We start from the raw sequence: 14887 nt of genomic DNA, 5'->3' as shown, positions 1-14887 counted from the left end.
TGGGGTGCGCCTCAGTCAGCCGAATCGACCAGGGTGCGGGCCTCGACCACCTTGCCCCGGTACGCCTCGAAGATGCGCCGCAGCGCCGCTTCCATGCTGATCTCCGGGCGCCAGCCCAGTTCTTCGATGGTGTTGTCGATCTTCGGCACGCGGTGCTGCACGTCCTGGTAGCCCTTGCCGTAGAAGTCGCCCGACGAGGTCTCGACAATTTTCGTATGGCGCGCTTCCTGCGCGTATTCCGGATAGTCGGCGGCCATCTTCAGCATCATCTCGGCCAGCTCGCGCACGGAATGGATATTGCCCGGGTTGCCGATGTTGTAGATCTTGCCGCTGGCCACGCCGCCGGGGTTTTCGATGATGCGCATCAGCGCGCTGATGCCGTCGGCGATGTCGGCGAAGGCGCGCTGCTGCGCGCCGCCGTCGACCAGCTTGATCGGTTCGCCGCGCACGATGTGGCCCAGGAACTGCGTCACCACGCGCGACGAGCCTTCCTTCGATTCGAAGATCGAGTCCAGCCCCGCGCCGATCCAGTTGAACGGACGGAACAGCGTGTAGTTCAGGCCCTGCTCCATGCCGTAGGCGTGGATCACGCGGTCCATCAGCTGCTTGGAGCAGGCGTAGATCCAGCGCGGCTTGTTGATCGGGCCGTAGACCAGCGGCGAGGCCTCGGGGTCGAATTCGTCGTCGCTGCACATGCCGTAGACCTCGGAGGTCGACGGGAACACCAGGTGCTTGCCGTACTTGACCGCGGCGCGCACGATCGGCAGGTTGGCCTCGAAGTCCAGCTCGAACACGCGCAGCGGCTGGCGCACGTAGGTTGCGGGGGTGGCGATGGCGACCAGCGGCAGCACCACGTCGCACTTGCGGATGTTGTACTCGATCCACTCCTTGTTGATGGTGATGTCACCTTCGAAGAAGTGCATGCGCGGATGGTCGACCAGGTCGCCCAGGCGGTCCGTGTTCATGTCCATGCCGTAGACCTCCCACGGCGTGGTTTCCAGGATGCGGCGCGTCAGGTGGTGGCCGATGAAGCCGTTGACGCCAAGAATCAGGACCTTTTTCATCGGTTTTCCTCGTTGGACTGTTCGGTATGGAGATACTGGGCAAGCGCCTGCGGCGTGACGGCCGAGCCGTCCTGCGCCAGCAGTTGCGTGATGATGACCAGGGCGCCGTCGCCGCACAGGCCGACGATATGGTCGTCACGCACATGCAGGCCTGGCGTCGTGCCGGCGGGCAGCGCGCGCGCGGCATCCGGCAGCGGCCGGCGCGCCTGTGCCGCGATCAAGCGTTGCCCGGCGATTTCAGTGAAGGCGCCGGGATAGGGCGGCGCGACCGCGCGGATCAGGTTGTAGACTTCGGCGGCGGGCCGGTTCCAGTCGATGCGGCCGTCCTCGGGCTTGCGCCCGGAGTAGTAACTGCCTTCGGCCAGCTTGTTGGGGCGGCGCGGCGTCTGTCCCGCCATCATCGCGGGCAGGGCGCGCCATAGCGTCTGCTCGGCCGCCACGGTGACCTTCTCGAACACTTCGCCGGCCGTGTCGTCGGGAAGGATCGGCACGGCGGTCTGGTCGACGATATCGCCCGCGTCAGGCCTGGCTTCCATGGCGTGCAGCGTGGCGCCGGTCTCGGTTTCGCCATGCAGCACCGCCCAGTTCACCGGCACGCGGCCGCGGTATTTCGGCAGCAGCGAGCCGTGCATGTTGAAGGCGCCCGCGGGTGCCAGCGCCAGCACGCCGGCGGGGATCATGGCGCGGTAGTAGAACGAGAAGATGACGTCCGGACGCGCGGTGCGCACTGCCTCGGCGATGGCCGGATCGGCCGGATCCTCGCCATAGACGAAGGGGATGCCCAGTTCGGCCGCGGTATCCGCCACGCGGCGGAACCAGATGTTCTCGTCGGGCCGGTCGCGGTGCGTGACCACCAGCGCCACCTCCACGCCGCGCGCATGCAGCACGCGCAGGCAGCGGTCGCCGACATTATGGTAGGCAAAGACCACGGCGCGCATCATGGCTCCACGCCCGTGCGGGCCGGTGCGGTGCGTGCCGGGTCGGCTTCCAGCACGGCCTTGATGCGATAGCGCGGGCGATCGCGCACTTCCTGGTAGATGCGGCCGACATACTCGCCCAGCAGGCCGACGCCGAACAGCAGGATGCCGATCAGGAAGAAGTTCATGGCGAACAGCGTGAACACACCCTGCACTTCCGAGCCCAGCACGAAGCGTCGCACCAGCAGCACCACGAACAGCACCCCGGATAGCAGCGACAGGATCGTGCCGATGGCCGAGAACCACTGCAGCGGCACGATCGAGAAGCCGGTGACCAGGTCGAAGTTCAGGCGGATCAGCTGGTACAGCGAGTACTTGGATTCGCCGGCGTGGCGCTGCTCGTGGCCGACCTCGATCTCGACCGGATTCGAGGCAAAGGTGTACGCCAGCGCCGGAATGAAGGTGTTGACCTCGCGGCACGCGTTGATGGTGTCGATCACGTTGCGGTCATAGGCGCGCAGCATGCAGCCCTGGTCCGTCATGCGGATCTTGGTGATGCGTTCGCGCAGCCGGTTCATCGCGCGCGAGGCATAGCGGCGGAACGCGGTGTCGTTGCGCTGGCGGCGGACGGTGCCGACGTAGTCGTGGCCGGCGCGCATGGTCTCGACCAGGCGCGGGATTTCCTCGGGCGGGTTCTGCAGGTCCGCGTCCAGCGTGATCACGATCTTGCCGCGGGTGTGTTCGAAACCCGCCAGGATCGCCATGTGCTGGCCGAAATTGCCATTGAACAGCACCACCCGGGTCACGTCCGGGCGCTTGTGGAACTGCGCTGCCAGCATTTGCGCCGAGCGGTCGACGCTGCCGTCGTTGATGAAGATGATCTCGTACGATTCACCGAGGCCATCCAGCGCCGGATAGAGGCGGTCGAACAGGGCTTGCAGCCCGTCTTCTTCGTTGTAGACCGGAATGACGACCGAGACTTCGACCGGGCTCATTGGGAAAGACGTTTGCATGTTTCGCTGAGGGTTGCGCAGACCCGCTCCACGTCGGCGGCTTGCATCGCCGGGAACAGCGGCAGGGTGACAATGCCGCGCCCGATGCGTTCGGCATGCGGCAGCATGCCTTCGCGCCAGCCGAGTGAGCGGTAGTAAGTGAAAAGATGGACCGGCGGATAGTGCACGCCGGTGCCGATGCCGCGCTCGCGCATGGCTTCCATGACCCGCTGCCGCGCCTGCGCCGGGCCGCCTTGCAGCCGGTCGGTGGGCAGCACCACCTGGAACATGTGCCAGTTGGTCGTCGCGGCCAGCGGATCCAGCGGCTGCGGCAGTTCGATGCCCAGGGCTTCCAGGCCGCTGTCGGCGGCGCAGCGGAAGTAGGTGTCGGCCAGTTCAGCCCGGCGCGCGGTGATCGCGTCAAGCCGTTCCAGTTGTGCCAGGCCGACCGCGGCGTTGACGTCGGTCAAGTTGAACTTGCCGCCGGGCTCTTCGACATCCATGCCATCCATGCCGGTGCGGATCACGCCCTGCAGCCGCAGGCGCTCAGCGCGCACGGCTTCCTCGGGCGTGTTCATCACCAGGCAGCCGCCTTCGATGGTGGTGATGTTCTTGTTGGCCTGGAAGCTGAAGCTGACCAGGTCGCCGAAGGCGCCGATGCGCTGGCCGCGCCAGCGCGAGTCGATCGCCTGCGCCGCGTCTTCGATCACGCGCAGCCCATGCCGGGCGGCGATCGCGTACAGGCGTTCCATGTCGACCGGCAGGCCCGACAGGTAGACCGGCATGATGGCGCGCGTGCGCGGCGTGACCGCGGCCTCGACCGCGTCGAGGTTCAGGTTGCGCGTGCGCGGGTCGATGTCGACGAACACCGGCTTCGCCCCGACGGCCACCACCACGTTGGCGGTGGCGACCCACGTGATCGGCGTGGTGATGACTTCGTCGCCGGGGCCGACGCCGGCGATGCGCAGCGCGATCTCCATGGTCGCCGAGCCGTTGGCGAAGGTGCGCACCGGGCGCCCGCCGAACAACGCCGACAGCGCGGCTTCGAAAGCCTGCATTTTGGGACCGGAGGTGATCCAGCCGGAGGCCAGCACCTTGCCGACTTCGGCAATGGTGGCGGCGTCGATATCGGGCCGGACAAAAGGCAGGAATGCGGGAGCGGATGCGGTCATGGCAAGGCGAAGGGGACGGCGATGGTCAGGCCTGGCAAAGGCACGGGCAGCCTTCAGGAGCGGGCGATCAGGAAGACGCCCGCCAGTATCAGCAGGATGCCAGCCACGCGCAAGGGCCCGATGATCTCGCCGAACAGCCACCAGGCCGCCAGCGCGTTGACCACATAGCCCAGCGACAGCATCGGATAGGCGATCGACACATCGACCCGCGACAGGCCCACGATCCAGACGCCCACGCTGACCACGTACAGCGTGAGCCCCGCCAGCACCGGCCATTGCGTCAGCACGCGCAGCGCCGTGAGCAGCAGCGTGCCGCGATCGAGGGTGATGGCGCCGATGGCGTTGACGCCGGCCTTGAGCAGCAGCTGCGCGGCCGCATTGAGCAGCACGCCGGTCAGGATGAAAGCGAAAGTGGAAAGCGTCATGGCACTGCGGTTGGCGGATTACGGTGCTTGCGTCGGGATGGGTCGGCCCGGCACGGCGAAATTGGCGACCGCCACGCGCCGGCGGTCAGCGGCGATCTGGTGCATCGGCACGCCGCGCGCGGCCAGCGCGGCGTAGGTCTGCGGCGCCATGATCGCCACCGCGCGCTGGCCATCCTGCCAGCGCGCAATGAACTGGTCGACGGTCGGGATCCACTTCTGCGGTTCCTGGTTGACGCCGAACTCGAGTTCGTCCGGATGCTCAACGAGGATGGTGGTGCGGCGCAGGTAAAACGGCAGCGTGTGGTCCAGCAGCCGCACGCTGTACAGCGGCATGTCCGGCGTCAGCACGGCCTGGATTGCGGGCACCAGGTCCGCGCCGGAACTCGGCCGGCCCATGGCCTCGTGGGCGCGCAGCCCCACCGTGGCGCACACAAACATTGCCAGCGCATAGGCCACCACGCTGGGGAACACCCCGCGCGTGCGCAGCAGGCGGCGTGCCAGCAGCGCGCCGCCCAGCATCACGGCAAAGGCGAGGGCAAGCCATGCGGCAAATTCACGATACACCGCATTGGGCGTGCCCGGCTTGTCCATCATGCCGACGAAGGGGCTCGCCACCAGCCCGATCACGCCGAGCGCGATCATGGCATTGACCTGCCAGCGCCACGCGCGTTCCGTGGTGGTGCCCAGCGCCACGCCGGCGAGCAGCGCCAGCGCCGGGAAGACCGGCACGATATAGCCCGGGAGCTTGGAGCCGGACAGGCTGAAGAAGACAAAGATCGCCACGGCCCACAGCCCGGCCAGCAACGCCGGCTGGAACGGTCGCGGTGCGTTGCCGCGCGCCACGCCGGCGCGCTCGCGCACCGCCTGCCACATCTGCGGCGCCAGGCCCAGCCACGGCAGGAAGCCGCCCAGCAGCAACGGCACGAAGTACCAGACCGAGCCCTCGCGGTGGTGCACGTTGGAGGTGTAGCGCTGCCAGTGTTCGTGGATAAAGAAGAAGCGCAGGAATTCAGGATTGCGTTCGGATATCAGCCAGAACCACGGCACCGTGACGACCAGCAGCACGGCAATGCCGGCCAGCAGGTGCAGGCGGCGCCACAGCTTCCAGTCGCGCGTTGCCAGCGTGTAGGCCACCAGCACCAGCCCGGGCAAGGCCAGCCCGACCAGCCCCTTGACCAGTACCGCCACACCCATGGCCGCCCAGCAGGCCAGCATCCAGTTGCGCCGCGCGGCCGGCGTGGCCTCGGGATGCTGGGCCAGCAGCATGCAGGCGAGCACGCAAGCCATGGCCCCGGAAAGCGTCATGTCGAGCGAATTGAAATGACCGGCGACATTCCACATCGGCGCCGAGACCAGCACCAGCCCGGTCAGCATCGCCACGCGGCAGCCGTACCAGCGCGCCGCGGCCAGCATCGAGACGCCGATGCCCAGCATGCCGGACAACGCCACGCACAGGCGGGCCTGCCAGTCGCCGACGCCAAACAGGTTGTAGGCGAGCGCCGTCACCCACAGGTGGAACGGTGGCTTCTCGAAATACTTGAGTTCGTGGTAGCGGATCGTGACCCAGTCGCCGGTGGCGGCCATCTCGCGGGCAATCTCGGCGTAGCGGCCTTCATCGGAGCGCAGCAGGTGGCGCATGTCCAGGGTACCGAACCACACCAGCAGGATCAGCACGCTGACCAGCATGACGGCGCTTGCGGTGGCTCCGACGAACGGCGCGGCAACCCGCGGGGTCGATGAACTACGCATGGATCTCCTGGAAAAGCGCGGCGGGCCAGGTCTCGGGCGGCGCGGGTGGCGGGGAAGCCATCACAACGCAGAGCCGGCGCTGGCGGTGGACACCGGACGGGAATGTCGACGCCCGGCGTGCCTCAGCGAGCCCATGATACCGCCAGGCGCCTGGGTCGCCACAACCGCTGGGACAAGCAAGGCGGAATACGCAAGGCGCGCAATGGTAGCACGCCGGCCAAGTGACTCGAAGCGGTCCGGGGGCGCGCGCAGCGCCAGACCGGAGCGCATGAGCTGTATAGAGCATATGCAGCGGGTGGGATGCGCGATCGTCCCGGCTGCTAGGCGGCATGTCCGTCAGTCCGACGCAGGCGTGAAATGACCAGTTACATGCGCAACAAAAACGCGATAATTCCGATGTCAGTCAGTGGCCGTCAGGCGGGGCGCTGATTCCGGGACGGAACCATCCAAGACGGGGATCGATGTGAAGAGAAAGGTTCAGCAGAGCCGGCGGGCGGGCCTGGTGGCGTTCACGGTGCTGACGGCCGGGCTGTCCGTGGCGCTATCCGCGGTGCCACCCGCCAGCGCCCAAGGCATGGCGGTGCTGCCGGGCACGGGTGGGGTCGCCCAGGCTGCGGCGAGCCAGGCGCAGGCCGCCGCCGCGGCGGTGCTGTGCAATGCGCCGTGGTTCCGCTCCGGGTCGCATGTGCAGATGGAAGGCGACGGCGTGATGCCGATGTCGATCCGCATGACCTTGCGCGACGTGGTGCGCAGCCCATCCGGGTGCCGCGCCCAACTCGAGGTCAATTCCAAGTCGGCGCTGTCCGCGCTGATGGGGCCGCCCGTGATCACCAACCAGGTGCATGAGGTGGTGATCGAACGCGGCGCGCCCGAGGCGCAGACCAGCATCGAAAGCCAGCATGCGGTCATCAACGCGCGCGCGCGCTATGCCCGCATGTATGGCGAGGCTGCCTTCCGCGGCAAGGGTGTATTCAACTATGCCGGCCTGGACCTGCGCGAAGGCACCACGCTGGAGGGGGAAACCTTCGAATCCAGTGTTTCGCTGAAGGTCTATCCGCTGGGTGCCGATGAAGCGGTCAGCACCATGGACGCGCAGCGCGCGACCATCCATATCGGGTCGCGCCACGTGGGCAAGCGCCAGCTGATCGATACCCTGATGGGCCGCAAGGAATGCCAGCCGATTTCGTACGAGAAGCGCACCTCGCTGGGACAGTTGATGATCGGTGGCGAGCTGGTGCAGGCCGAGCCTACCGTGATGCACGTGACCGACTGGTATTGCCCGGCCGACGCCTTCGTGCTGCGCACCGAAGTGCGCCAGGGCGATAAGGTCCAGCGCGTCGACGTCACCGCGCTGGAGCGCGACACGCAGGCGCCGTAAGCCGCAGGTTGTCCGAGGCGACAAAAAACCCGCCGAAGCGGGTTTTTTGTTTCCGACCGCTGCCAGGTCAGCTGGCAGCCGGTGCGGAGGCGGCTTTCTTCTTGCTCTTTTTCTTGCTGGCCTTCTTGGCCGGCTTCTTCTCGGCCGCCGGCGCCGAAGCGTCGGTCAGGTCGGTGCGGGTGCTCTTGTTCGCGCCCTGGCTGTACGGGTCGAATTTGTCGCCGGCCTTGGCTCCCTGGCTGTACGGGTCGAACTTCTCGCCCGACTTGGCGCCCTGGGAATACGGATCGAACTGCTGCTTGCCGGCGGCTTGTGCCTGCACCGCCAGCGATGCGGCGCCAAGGCAGAGTGCGATCGCGGTCGCGACGAACTTGTTCATGGTTTCTCCTCAGATATGCCGCCGTCGGGCGGTCGTGTCTATGGCCCGCCCTGCACAGGGATGGCGCGGGCCAGTGTCGCTAACATCATTGATCACTGTCAACTTGGGGCTTGCCCGGCACCGCGCCCTCATGGAAACCCTGAATTGCGGCGCTGGCGCGATTGCGCTCTGCGCCGCCGGCATGCCTTATTCGGTGACCGCGTCAGAGGGGTGCTTCCACGCCGCGCGCACCTCGCCCGAGGGCGCCAGCGCCAGGTTGATGGCGCGGCTGCCGATGGGCTGCTGGAACCAGCGCTGCTGCAGCGCCGTTACCTCGGGGCCGGCAAAGGTCTTGGCCAGGGTCTGGTCGACCAGGCGCTTCCATTCCGGATCGGCCTTGGACAGCATCAGCGCGTTTTGCTCGACGGACAGCGCCGGGCCGACGATGACATATTGCGACGGGTCCTTGGCGCGTGCGCGCAGCCCCGCCAGCAGCACGTCGTCCATCACGAAGGCCTGGGCCCGGCCCGACTCCAGCAGCAGGAATGATTCGCCGTGGTCCTTGGCGTAGACGTCGTGATAGCCGTACTGGCCCTTGAAGCGGCGCACATGGCGGTCGCCGGTCGAGCCCGCACTGGTGACCACGGTCTTGCCGCGCAGGTCGCCGAACGAGCGGATGCCCGAGTCGGCCCGCACCAGCATGCGCACCGTCGACACATAGTGCGAGACGCTGAACGCGACCTGCTTCTGGCGTTCGAGCGAGTTGGTGTTGGGCGCGCAATCGAGGTCGACCAGCCCGTTCGCCACCGCCGGGATGCGGTTCTGCGGCGTCAGCGGCATCCAGCGCACCTTCAGGTCTTTCAGGCCCAGCTTCTGGCGCGCCGCCTCGGCCGCGCGCAGGCACAGGTCGACGGCATAACCGGCCGGCTGCCCCTTGTCGTCGGCAAACGAGAACGGCAACGCGGATTCACGGTAGCCCAGCACGATGGTGCCCGAGTCGCGGATCTTGTCGAGCACCGGGCTCTGGGCGCGGGCGGCGGCCGGGGCCAGCATGGCCGCGGGGCCGGCAGCAAGCGCGATGGCGATGGCCGCGAACGGATGGCGGACGCGGGCAAGGCGGAGGGGGAAGGCAAAGACAGGCATGCGAAAAGAACCGGGAAGCGGCCGGCAGTGCGGCAAAGACGCTAGGGTATACCCGGGGCGGGGCAAGGCGAAGGACATTGTCGTCATAAGCAAATTCCCGCCGGAACGCCGGGCCGGCCCGCATGGGCTCATTGACCGCGCCCGTACAGGCGAAGTCGCAACAAGCCCCGCCACTGTGTAACCAAACTACAAAAAGTATGTAATGGCGCACATTATATGGCTGAGAAGCAGGTAGAATCGCGCCTTCCGTGGCCTTTGCATCATTCTTATAACAATGAGCCCCCGCCCGTCGCGCCTGCCATGCATCGACGCCCTGAAAGCCGTCAGTTCGCAACTGATCGTGCTGCACCACCTCGCCTTCTATGGACCGATGTCGGACGCCGCCTACCCGCTGGCGCCCGGGCTGGTGGGCTGGCTGTATGACTATGCGCGCATCGCCGTGCAGGTGTTCCTGGTGATCAGTGGCTTCCTGGCGGCGCGCAGTCTGGCGCCGCACGGACGGCTGGAGACCCGCCAGCATCCGCTGGGAATGCTGTGGCGCCGCTACCAGAAGCTGGTGGTGCCGTTTGCGGCGGCGATCCTGCTCAGTATTGCCGGCGCCGCGGTGGCCCGGCACTGGATGGCGCATGACTCGATCCCCGCCTCGCCGACGCTGGGCCAGTTCCTGGCGCACCTGACGCTGCTCCATAACATCCTCGACGTTGACGCCTTGTCGGCCGGCGTCTGGTATGTGGCCATCGACCTGCAATTGTTCGCGCTGCTGCTGGGCACGTTATGGGCCGCGCGGGCGCTGTCGCGGGGCAAGGCATCGGCCGGCGTGGTGGTCAGCATCGGCCTGGTGGCGCTTGCGGCCGTGGCGTCGTTGTTCTGGTTCAACCGCGACGCCGCGTGGGATATCTGGGCGGTGTACTTCTTCGGCGCCTATGGCATGGGTACGCTGGCCTACTGGGCGTCCGCGCCCGGCCGGCCGCTGCTGCCGCTGCTGCTGATGGGCGCGGTGGCGCTGGCCGCGCTGATGCTGGACTTCCGCCTGCGTATTGCCGTGGCGCTGGCCACCGCGCTGCTGCTGGCGCTGGCGCGCCGCGACGGCTGGCTGGAACGATGGCCGCGGGCGCGCATGGTCGGCTACTTCGGGCGGATTTCCTATTCCGTGTTCCTGGTGCATTTCCCGGTGTGCCTGATGGTCAATGCGCTGGTGTCGCAGCTCGCCCCGGGCCAGCCGGTGCTGAATGCACTGGGCATGGCGGCGGCCTGGGCGCTCAGCAATGTGGCGGGGGCCCTGTTCTACCGCTACGTGGAAAGCGCGCAGCCGCTGGCCGCGCTGCGCGCGCTGCTGGCCAGCCGCGGCGACTCCGCACGCGACGCGGGCGCCGGCTCGGCGCGCCGTCCGACCATGTAACCGTTGCAAGCAGCGCTGCGCGACCCCGCCGCGAACTACGCCGGCCGTGCCCGCGGCCGCTGGCCGCGCGCCGCATGCTGGCAGTGCATGCGTGCCGCCAGCATGGTGCTGCCGGCACGCCCGGCGTGCATGCCCCGGTGGCGGACTTGCGTTGGACGCCACACACACTGCCGCAACACTGGCGTAAACGGGCATTGGGCGATGGCATAAAGGTTGCCTACTATGGAATCGTAAACCTGACCGTCTGGTCAGGATTCCATCGGGAACCGAGGGTGCCATGTCCGACCATATCGTCCTGACTTCGCATGCGCGCCGCGACAAGCCGGCCGAGCCCATCCACTGGGGCGCGCCGACCGCGGCGGAGCGCGGACCGGTCATCGCCAGCCTGGGTAACCCGGCGCAGCGCAATGTGATCGGCACCCATGCGGGCGCCTACGCCATCTACCGTGCCCTCGCGGTAGCGTCCGGTACGCTGCAGCGCGACCATCGTCCCGACCTGACCGACACCGCTCCCGCCGAAGCCATCGGCCCCCACCCGCAATGGGGCGATGCGGACAAGATCGTTTCGCTCGATCCGTGGGGCCATCTGGTTTCCACGGTCTTTGCCGACCGCATCGCCGCCGGCGTCGACATCCGCCCGACCATCGCCGTGACGCGCGCGCACATCAATATGCCGGAACTGGTCTCGGCCATTGCCGCGGGACGGCTCAGGCCCGATGGCAACCTGCTGCATGCCAATGGCGACGTGTGCGTGACCAAGGCGGCGGTCGACCCGGTGTGGTACCTGCCCGGCATGGCGGCCCGTTTCGGCATCAAGGAAAGCGTGCTGCGCCGCAGCCTGTTCGAGCAGACTGGCGGCATGTTTCCGGAACTGGTGACACGGCCGGACCTGAAGGTATTCTTGCCGCCGATCGGCGGCATGACGCTGTATTTCTTCGGCGATGTCAGCCAGCTGGGCCAGCCCGAAACCCGCGTGGCCTGCCGCGTGCACGATGAATGCAACGGATCGGATGTGTTCGGGTCAGACATCTGTACCTGCCGGCCGTATCTGGCACATGGCATCGAGGTGTGCATCGAGATGGCGCAGCAGGGCGGTGTCGGGCTGGTGGTCTACAACCGCAAGGAGGGGCGCGCGCTGGGCGAGGTGACCAAGTTCCTGGTCTACAACGCGCGCAAGCGCCAGGTTGGCGGCGACCGCGCCGAGACTTATTTTGCCCGTACCGAATGCGTGGCGGGCGTGCAGGACATGCGTTTCCAGGAGCTGATGCCGGATGTGTTCCATTGGCTGGGCATCCGCCGCATCGACCGCTGGGCGTCGATGAGCAACATGAAGCATGGCGCGCTGGTGGCGCAGGGCATTGAGGTGGTCGAGCAGGTGGCGATCCCCGAGGCCCTGATCCCGGCCGACGCACGTGTCGAGATCGACGCCAAGGTGGCTGCCGGCTACTTCACGCACTACACGCCGCCGGATGCGAATGAACTGGCCCTGGCAAAGGGCAGGGGGTTGAACGAATGACGATGTATCCCGAGGACGGCAGTGCCGGCAGCGAGCGCCATGGCAATGGCTGGCTGAGCCCGGTGCCGGAAGGGCATCCCGCTGCGGCGCTGCTGTGCGCCGAGGCGGTGCGCACCCATTGCGCGGCGGTCACCGAACACGTGGCCAGCGGCGCGTCCGAACTCTTTACCTGGCATCCGGACCGCGTGCATGCGATTGCCGATTACGTCGCCAGCACCATCCGGCAGCGCTACCCGGACCTGCAAGTCCCCTATCACAGCCGCTGGCGCCATTTTGAAAGCGGCGGTGCCGACCAGCGTGCTGACCGCTGGCAGGTGCTGTGCGAGCGCGCCGGGCTGAGCGGGCCCGAACATCGCGAGGAGCGCGCCCGCATCGGCATCGACCTGGTGATCCCCAGCGTGCTGCTGGACGCGGGCGCCGGCCCGGAGTGGCGTTATCGCGATCCGACCAGCGACCTGGTGCTGACACGCTCGGAAGGACTGGGCGCGGCCAGCTTCGACCTGTTCGCGCGCGGCGGTTTTTCCGCGGCGCCGGGCGATCCGCTGCGTGCCGATGCCGAGCGCCTGCAGCGCATCGACGCCGATAGCATTGCCCACGCCTTCCAGGTCGCGCAGCACAACCCGCTGGTGGGGCTGGAAGGCCGCGCCGGACTACTGCGCCGGCTGGGCGAGGTAATGGAAGCGACCCCGGCGCTGTTCGGCCGGCCGGCGCGGCTGGGCAATCTCTACGACTACCTGAAGGCGCATGCCGTCGGTGGCGACCTCGATGCCAGCTTCCTGCTGCGCACACTGCTGGTGGGGCTGGGGCCGGTGTGGCCGGGCCGGATCGTGCTCGAGGGCGTGTCGCTGGGCGACTGCTGGCGCCATCCGGCGGCGCCGGGCGGGCTGGTGCCGTTCCACAAGCTGACCCAGTGGCTGACCTATTCGCTGCTGGAGCCGCTGGAAGACGCCGGCCTCACCGTGACCGGCCTGGATGCGCTGACCGGCCTCCCCGAGTACCGCAACGGCGGCCTGCTGTACGACTTCGAGCTGATGGTGCCGCGCGCTCCCGGCTTTGCCGCCGAGCCGCATGCGGTGGATGAGCCCGTCATCGTCGAATGGCGCGCGCTGACCGTGAGCGGCCTGGACCTGGTGGCCGACTGCGTGCGCCAGGCGCTGGGCCTGGAGGAAGCGCAGTTTCCGCTGGCGCGCGTGCTCGAAGGCGGCACCTGGGCGGCAGGGCGGCGCATCGCCGCCAAGCGTCGGCCCGGCGGCGCGCCGCCGTTTGCCATCGTCAGCGACGGTACGGTGTTCTGAACGCGCCGCCCGCGCCGCGGGCGGCTTTGCCGGCAGGGATGGCTTGTGCAACGTGGCATCAGGAGCGTCACCATGAACGACATGTCCGCTGTTCCCGCAGTTGAGCCCCGCGTGCCGGATTCCGCCGACCTTGCCTGCCTGCCCGGCGTGATGGTGGTCGACCACCCGCTGGTGCAGCACAAGGTCACGCTGGTGCGCAGCGAAGACACCACCACCGACAATTTCCGCCGGCTGGTGCGCGAGATCAGCCAGCTGCTGACCTACGAAGCCACGCGCGACCTGGCGATGGAAACCATCGCGATCCGCACGCCGATCGCCGCCACCCAGTCGCGCGTGCTGTCGGGCAAGAAGCTGTGCCTGGTGTCGATCCTGCGCGCGGGCAACGGCTTTCTCGACGGCATGCTCGACCTGCTGCCCGCGGCGCGCGTCGGGCATATTGGCCTGTACCGCGACCCCGAGACGCTGGAGCCGATCGAGTATTACTTCAAGATGCCCGAGGACATCCAGGAACGCATGGTGATCGTGGTCGATCCGATGCTGGCCACCGGCAATTCGGCCATCGCGGCGCTGAACCGGCTCAAGGAGGCCGGCGTCACCACCATGAAGTATGTGTGCCTGATCGCGTCGCGTCCCGGCCTGGGCGCGCTGCGCGCCGCGCATCCGGATGTGGGCATCGTCACCGCGGCCATCGACGAGACGCTCAACGAGCACGGCTATATCGTGCCCGGCCTGGGCGACGCCGGCGACCGCCTGTACGGCACGCGCTGATGGACTCAAGCGCCGGTCTTGCGCCGACACTGCGTGCGCCGCCTGTACGCGCGGCGGCGGGCGGCCGCATCCGGCAGGAGAACCAGGCCATGATCCTGCGCGCGGCCGAGCATGTGTTTGCGCGTGCCGGGTTTGCCGGCGCCACCATGGCCGAGATCGCGGTGCGCGCGGGCGTGCCGAAGTCCAACCTGCATTACTACTTCCGCACCAAGCAGGCGCTGTACCGCGCGGTGCTGGCGCACACGCTGCAGCTGTGGCTGTCGGAAGCCGACGTGATCCGCGCCGAGCTGCCGCCCCAGGTGGCGCTGGAACAGTACATCCGCGCCAAGATGCGGCTGTCGGCCAGCCATCCGGATGCGTCGCGGGTGTTCGCCAACGAGTTGCTGCACGGCGCGCCCGAAATCGGCGAGATCCTGCGCCATGCCCTGCGCGAACTCGTGTCGCGCAAGGCCGCGGTGGTGCAGCAGTGGATCGATCGCGGCCAGATGGCGCCGGTCGACCCGCAGCACCTGTTCTTTACCATCTGGGCCGCGACGCAGACCTACGCGGATTTTGAGACGCAGGTTTGCGCGGTGCTCGGTGTCAGCCAGCTCAGGCAGCAGGACTACGCGCACGCCACCGAGCATGTGGTGGTGATGCTGCTGCGTGGCTGTGGCCTGGCGCCGGTGCCGCTTGCCTGAGCCCCGACCGAAACCGGATACCACGACACCC

General features: G+C 67.7%; 14 protein-coding genes. 6 read left to right on the top strand and 8 right to left on the bottom strand.

Going from position 1 to position 14887, the window contains the following annotated elements; genetic code table 11:
* Positions 1-11: 11 nt before the first annotated feature.
* From E5S69_RS03865 to E5S69_RS03840, 6 genes are read right to left on the bottom strand one after another with little or no spacing between them, the layout of a single operon-like run.
* On the bottom strand, positions 12-1064 hold the full coding sequence (locus tag E5S69_RS03865; RefSeq protein WP_171513669.1) for a bifunctional UDP-4-keto-pentose/UDP-xylose synthase: 1053 nt from the start codon (positions 1062-1064) through the stop codon (positions 12-14).
* Positions 1061-2002 carry a formyltransferase gene (locus E5S69_RS03860; protein ID WP_171513923.1) on the bottom strand — a complete coding sequence of 314 codons (942 nt, stop codon included), beginning with the start codon at positions 2000-2002 and terminating at the stop codon, positions 1061-1063. Before E5S69_RS03860 ends, E5S69_RS03865 begins: the two co-directional genes overlap by 4 nt.
* A complete protein-coding gene (locus E5S69_RS03855; RefSeq protein ID WP_171513668.1) occupies positions 2002-2994 on the bottom strand; it encodes a glycosyltransferase in 993 nt (330 codons plus the stop codon). Before E5S69_RS03855 ends, E5S69_RS03860 begins: the two co-directional genes overlap by 1 nt.
* Positions 2973-4145, bottom strand: a complete 1173-nt coding sequence (locus E5S69_RS03850; protein WP_171513667.1) for a DegT/DnrJ/EryC1/StrS family aminotransferase — start codon at positions 4143-4145, stop codon at positions 2973-2975. Before E5S69_RS03850 ends, E5S69_RS03855 begins: the two co-directional genes overlap by 22 nt.
* Before the next feature lie 53 nt (positions 4146-4198).
* Complete coding sequence (locus tag E5S69_RS03845; protein WP_171513666.1) at positions 4199-4570, bottom strand: EamA family transporter; 372 nt, start codon at positions 4568-4570, stop codon at positions 4199-4201.
* A gap of 18 nt (positions 4571-4588) precedes the next feature.
* Positions 4589-6319 carry a glycosyltransferase family 39 protein gene (locus E5S69_RS03840; RefSeq protein ID WP_171513665.1) on the bottom strand — a complete coding sequence of 577 codons (1731 nt, stop codon included), beginning with the start codon at positions 6317-6319 and terminating at the stop codon, positions 4589-4591.
* 463 nt (positions 6320-6782) lie between these two features.
* On the opposite strand from E5S69_RS03840, the gene E5S69_RS03835 reads away from it, so the two are divergent.
* A complete protein-coding gene (locus tag E5S69_RS03835) occupies positions 6783-7697 on the top strand; it encodes a hypothetical protein (RefSeq protein WP_171513664.1) in 915 nt (304 codons plus the stop codon).
* Between the two features lie 67 nt (positions 7698-7764).
* Here the strand turns inward: E5S69_RS03835 and E5S69_RS03830 are convergent, their stop codons facing one another.
* Entirely contained in the window at positions 7765-8076 is a 312-nt protein-coding gene (locus tag E5S69_RS03830; RefSeq protein WP_171513663.1) for an amino acid ABC transporter permease, read from the bottom strand.
* A 186-nt stretch (positions 8077-8262) separates the two neighbouring features.
* Positions 8263-9198, bottom strand: coding sequence for an amino acid ABC transporter substrate-binding protein (locus E5S69_RS03825; RefSeq protein ID WP_171513662.1), 936 nt, complete (start codon positions 9196-9198; stop codon positions 8263-8265).
* A gap of 274 nt (positions 9199-9472) precedes the next feature.
* On the opposite strand from E5S69_RS03825, the gene E5S69_RS03820 reads away from it, so the two are divergent.
* From E5S69_RS03820 to E5S69_RS03800, 5 genes are all read left to right on the top strand, one after another.
* Positions 9473-10597 carry an acyltransferase family protein gene (locus E5S69_RS03820; protein ID WP_171513661.1) on the top strand — a complete coding sequence of 375 codons (1125 nt, stop codon included), beginning with the start codon at positions 9473-9475 and terminating at the stop codon, positions 10595-10597.
* A 277-nt stretch (positions 10598-10874) separates the two neighbouring features.
* A complete protein-coding gene (locus E5S69_RS03815; RefSeq protein WP_171513660.1) occupies positions 10875-12113 on the top strand; it encodes a GTP cyclohydrolase II in 1239 nt (412 codons plus the stop codon).
* Positions 12110-13408, top strand: a complete 1299-nt coding sequence (locus E5S69_RS03810) for a URC4/urg3 family protein (RefSeq protein ID WP_171513659.1) — start codon at positions 12110-12112, stop codon at positions 13406-13408. Before E5S69_RS03815 ends, E5S69_RS03810 begins: the two co-directional genes overlap by 4 nt.
* Before the next feature lie 72 nt (positions 13409-13480).
* Entirely contained in the window at positions 13481-14176 is a 696-nt protein-coding gene (upp, locus tag E5S69_RS03805; RefSeq protein ID WP_171513658.1) for a uracil phosphoribosyltransferase, read from the top strand.
* The gene (locus tag E5S69_RS03800) at positions 14176-14856 is read left to right on the top strand and encodes a TetR/AcrR family transcriptional regulator (protein WP_171513657.1); all 681 of its coding nucleotides are present in this window, start codon (positions 14176-14178) and stop codon (positions 14854-14856) included. The genes upp and E5S69_RS03800 overlap by 1 nt, the downstream gene beginning before the upstream one ends.
* Positions 14857-14887 lie beyond the last annotated feature (31 nt).

This window comes from Cupriavidus necator (assembly GCF_013141915.1).
GTDB classification, from domain to species: Bacteria; Pseudomonadota; Gammaproteobacteria; order Burkholderiales; family Burkholderiaceae; genus Cupriavidus; species Cupriavidus necator_B.
Note: the sequence above shows the minus strand (reverse complement) of the source record. Positions and strands in the feature narration are given on the sequence as shown.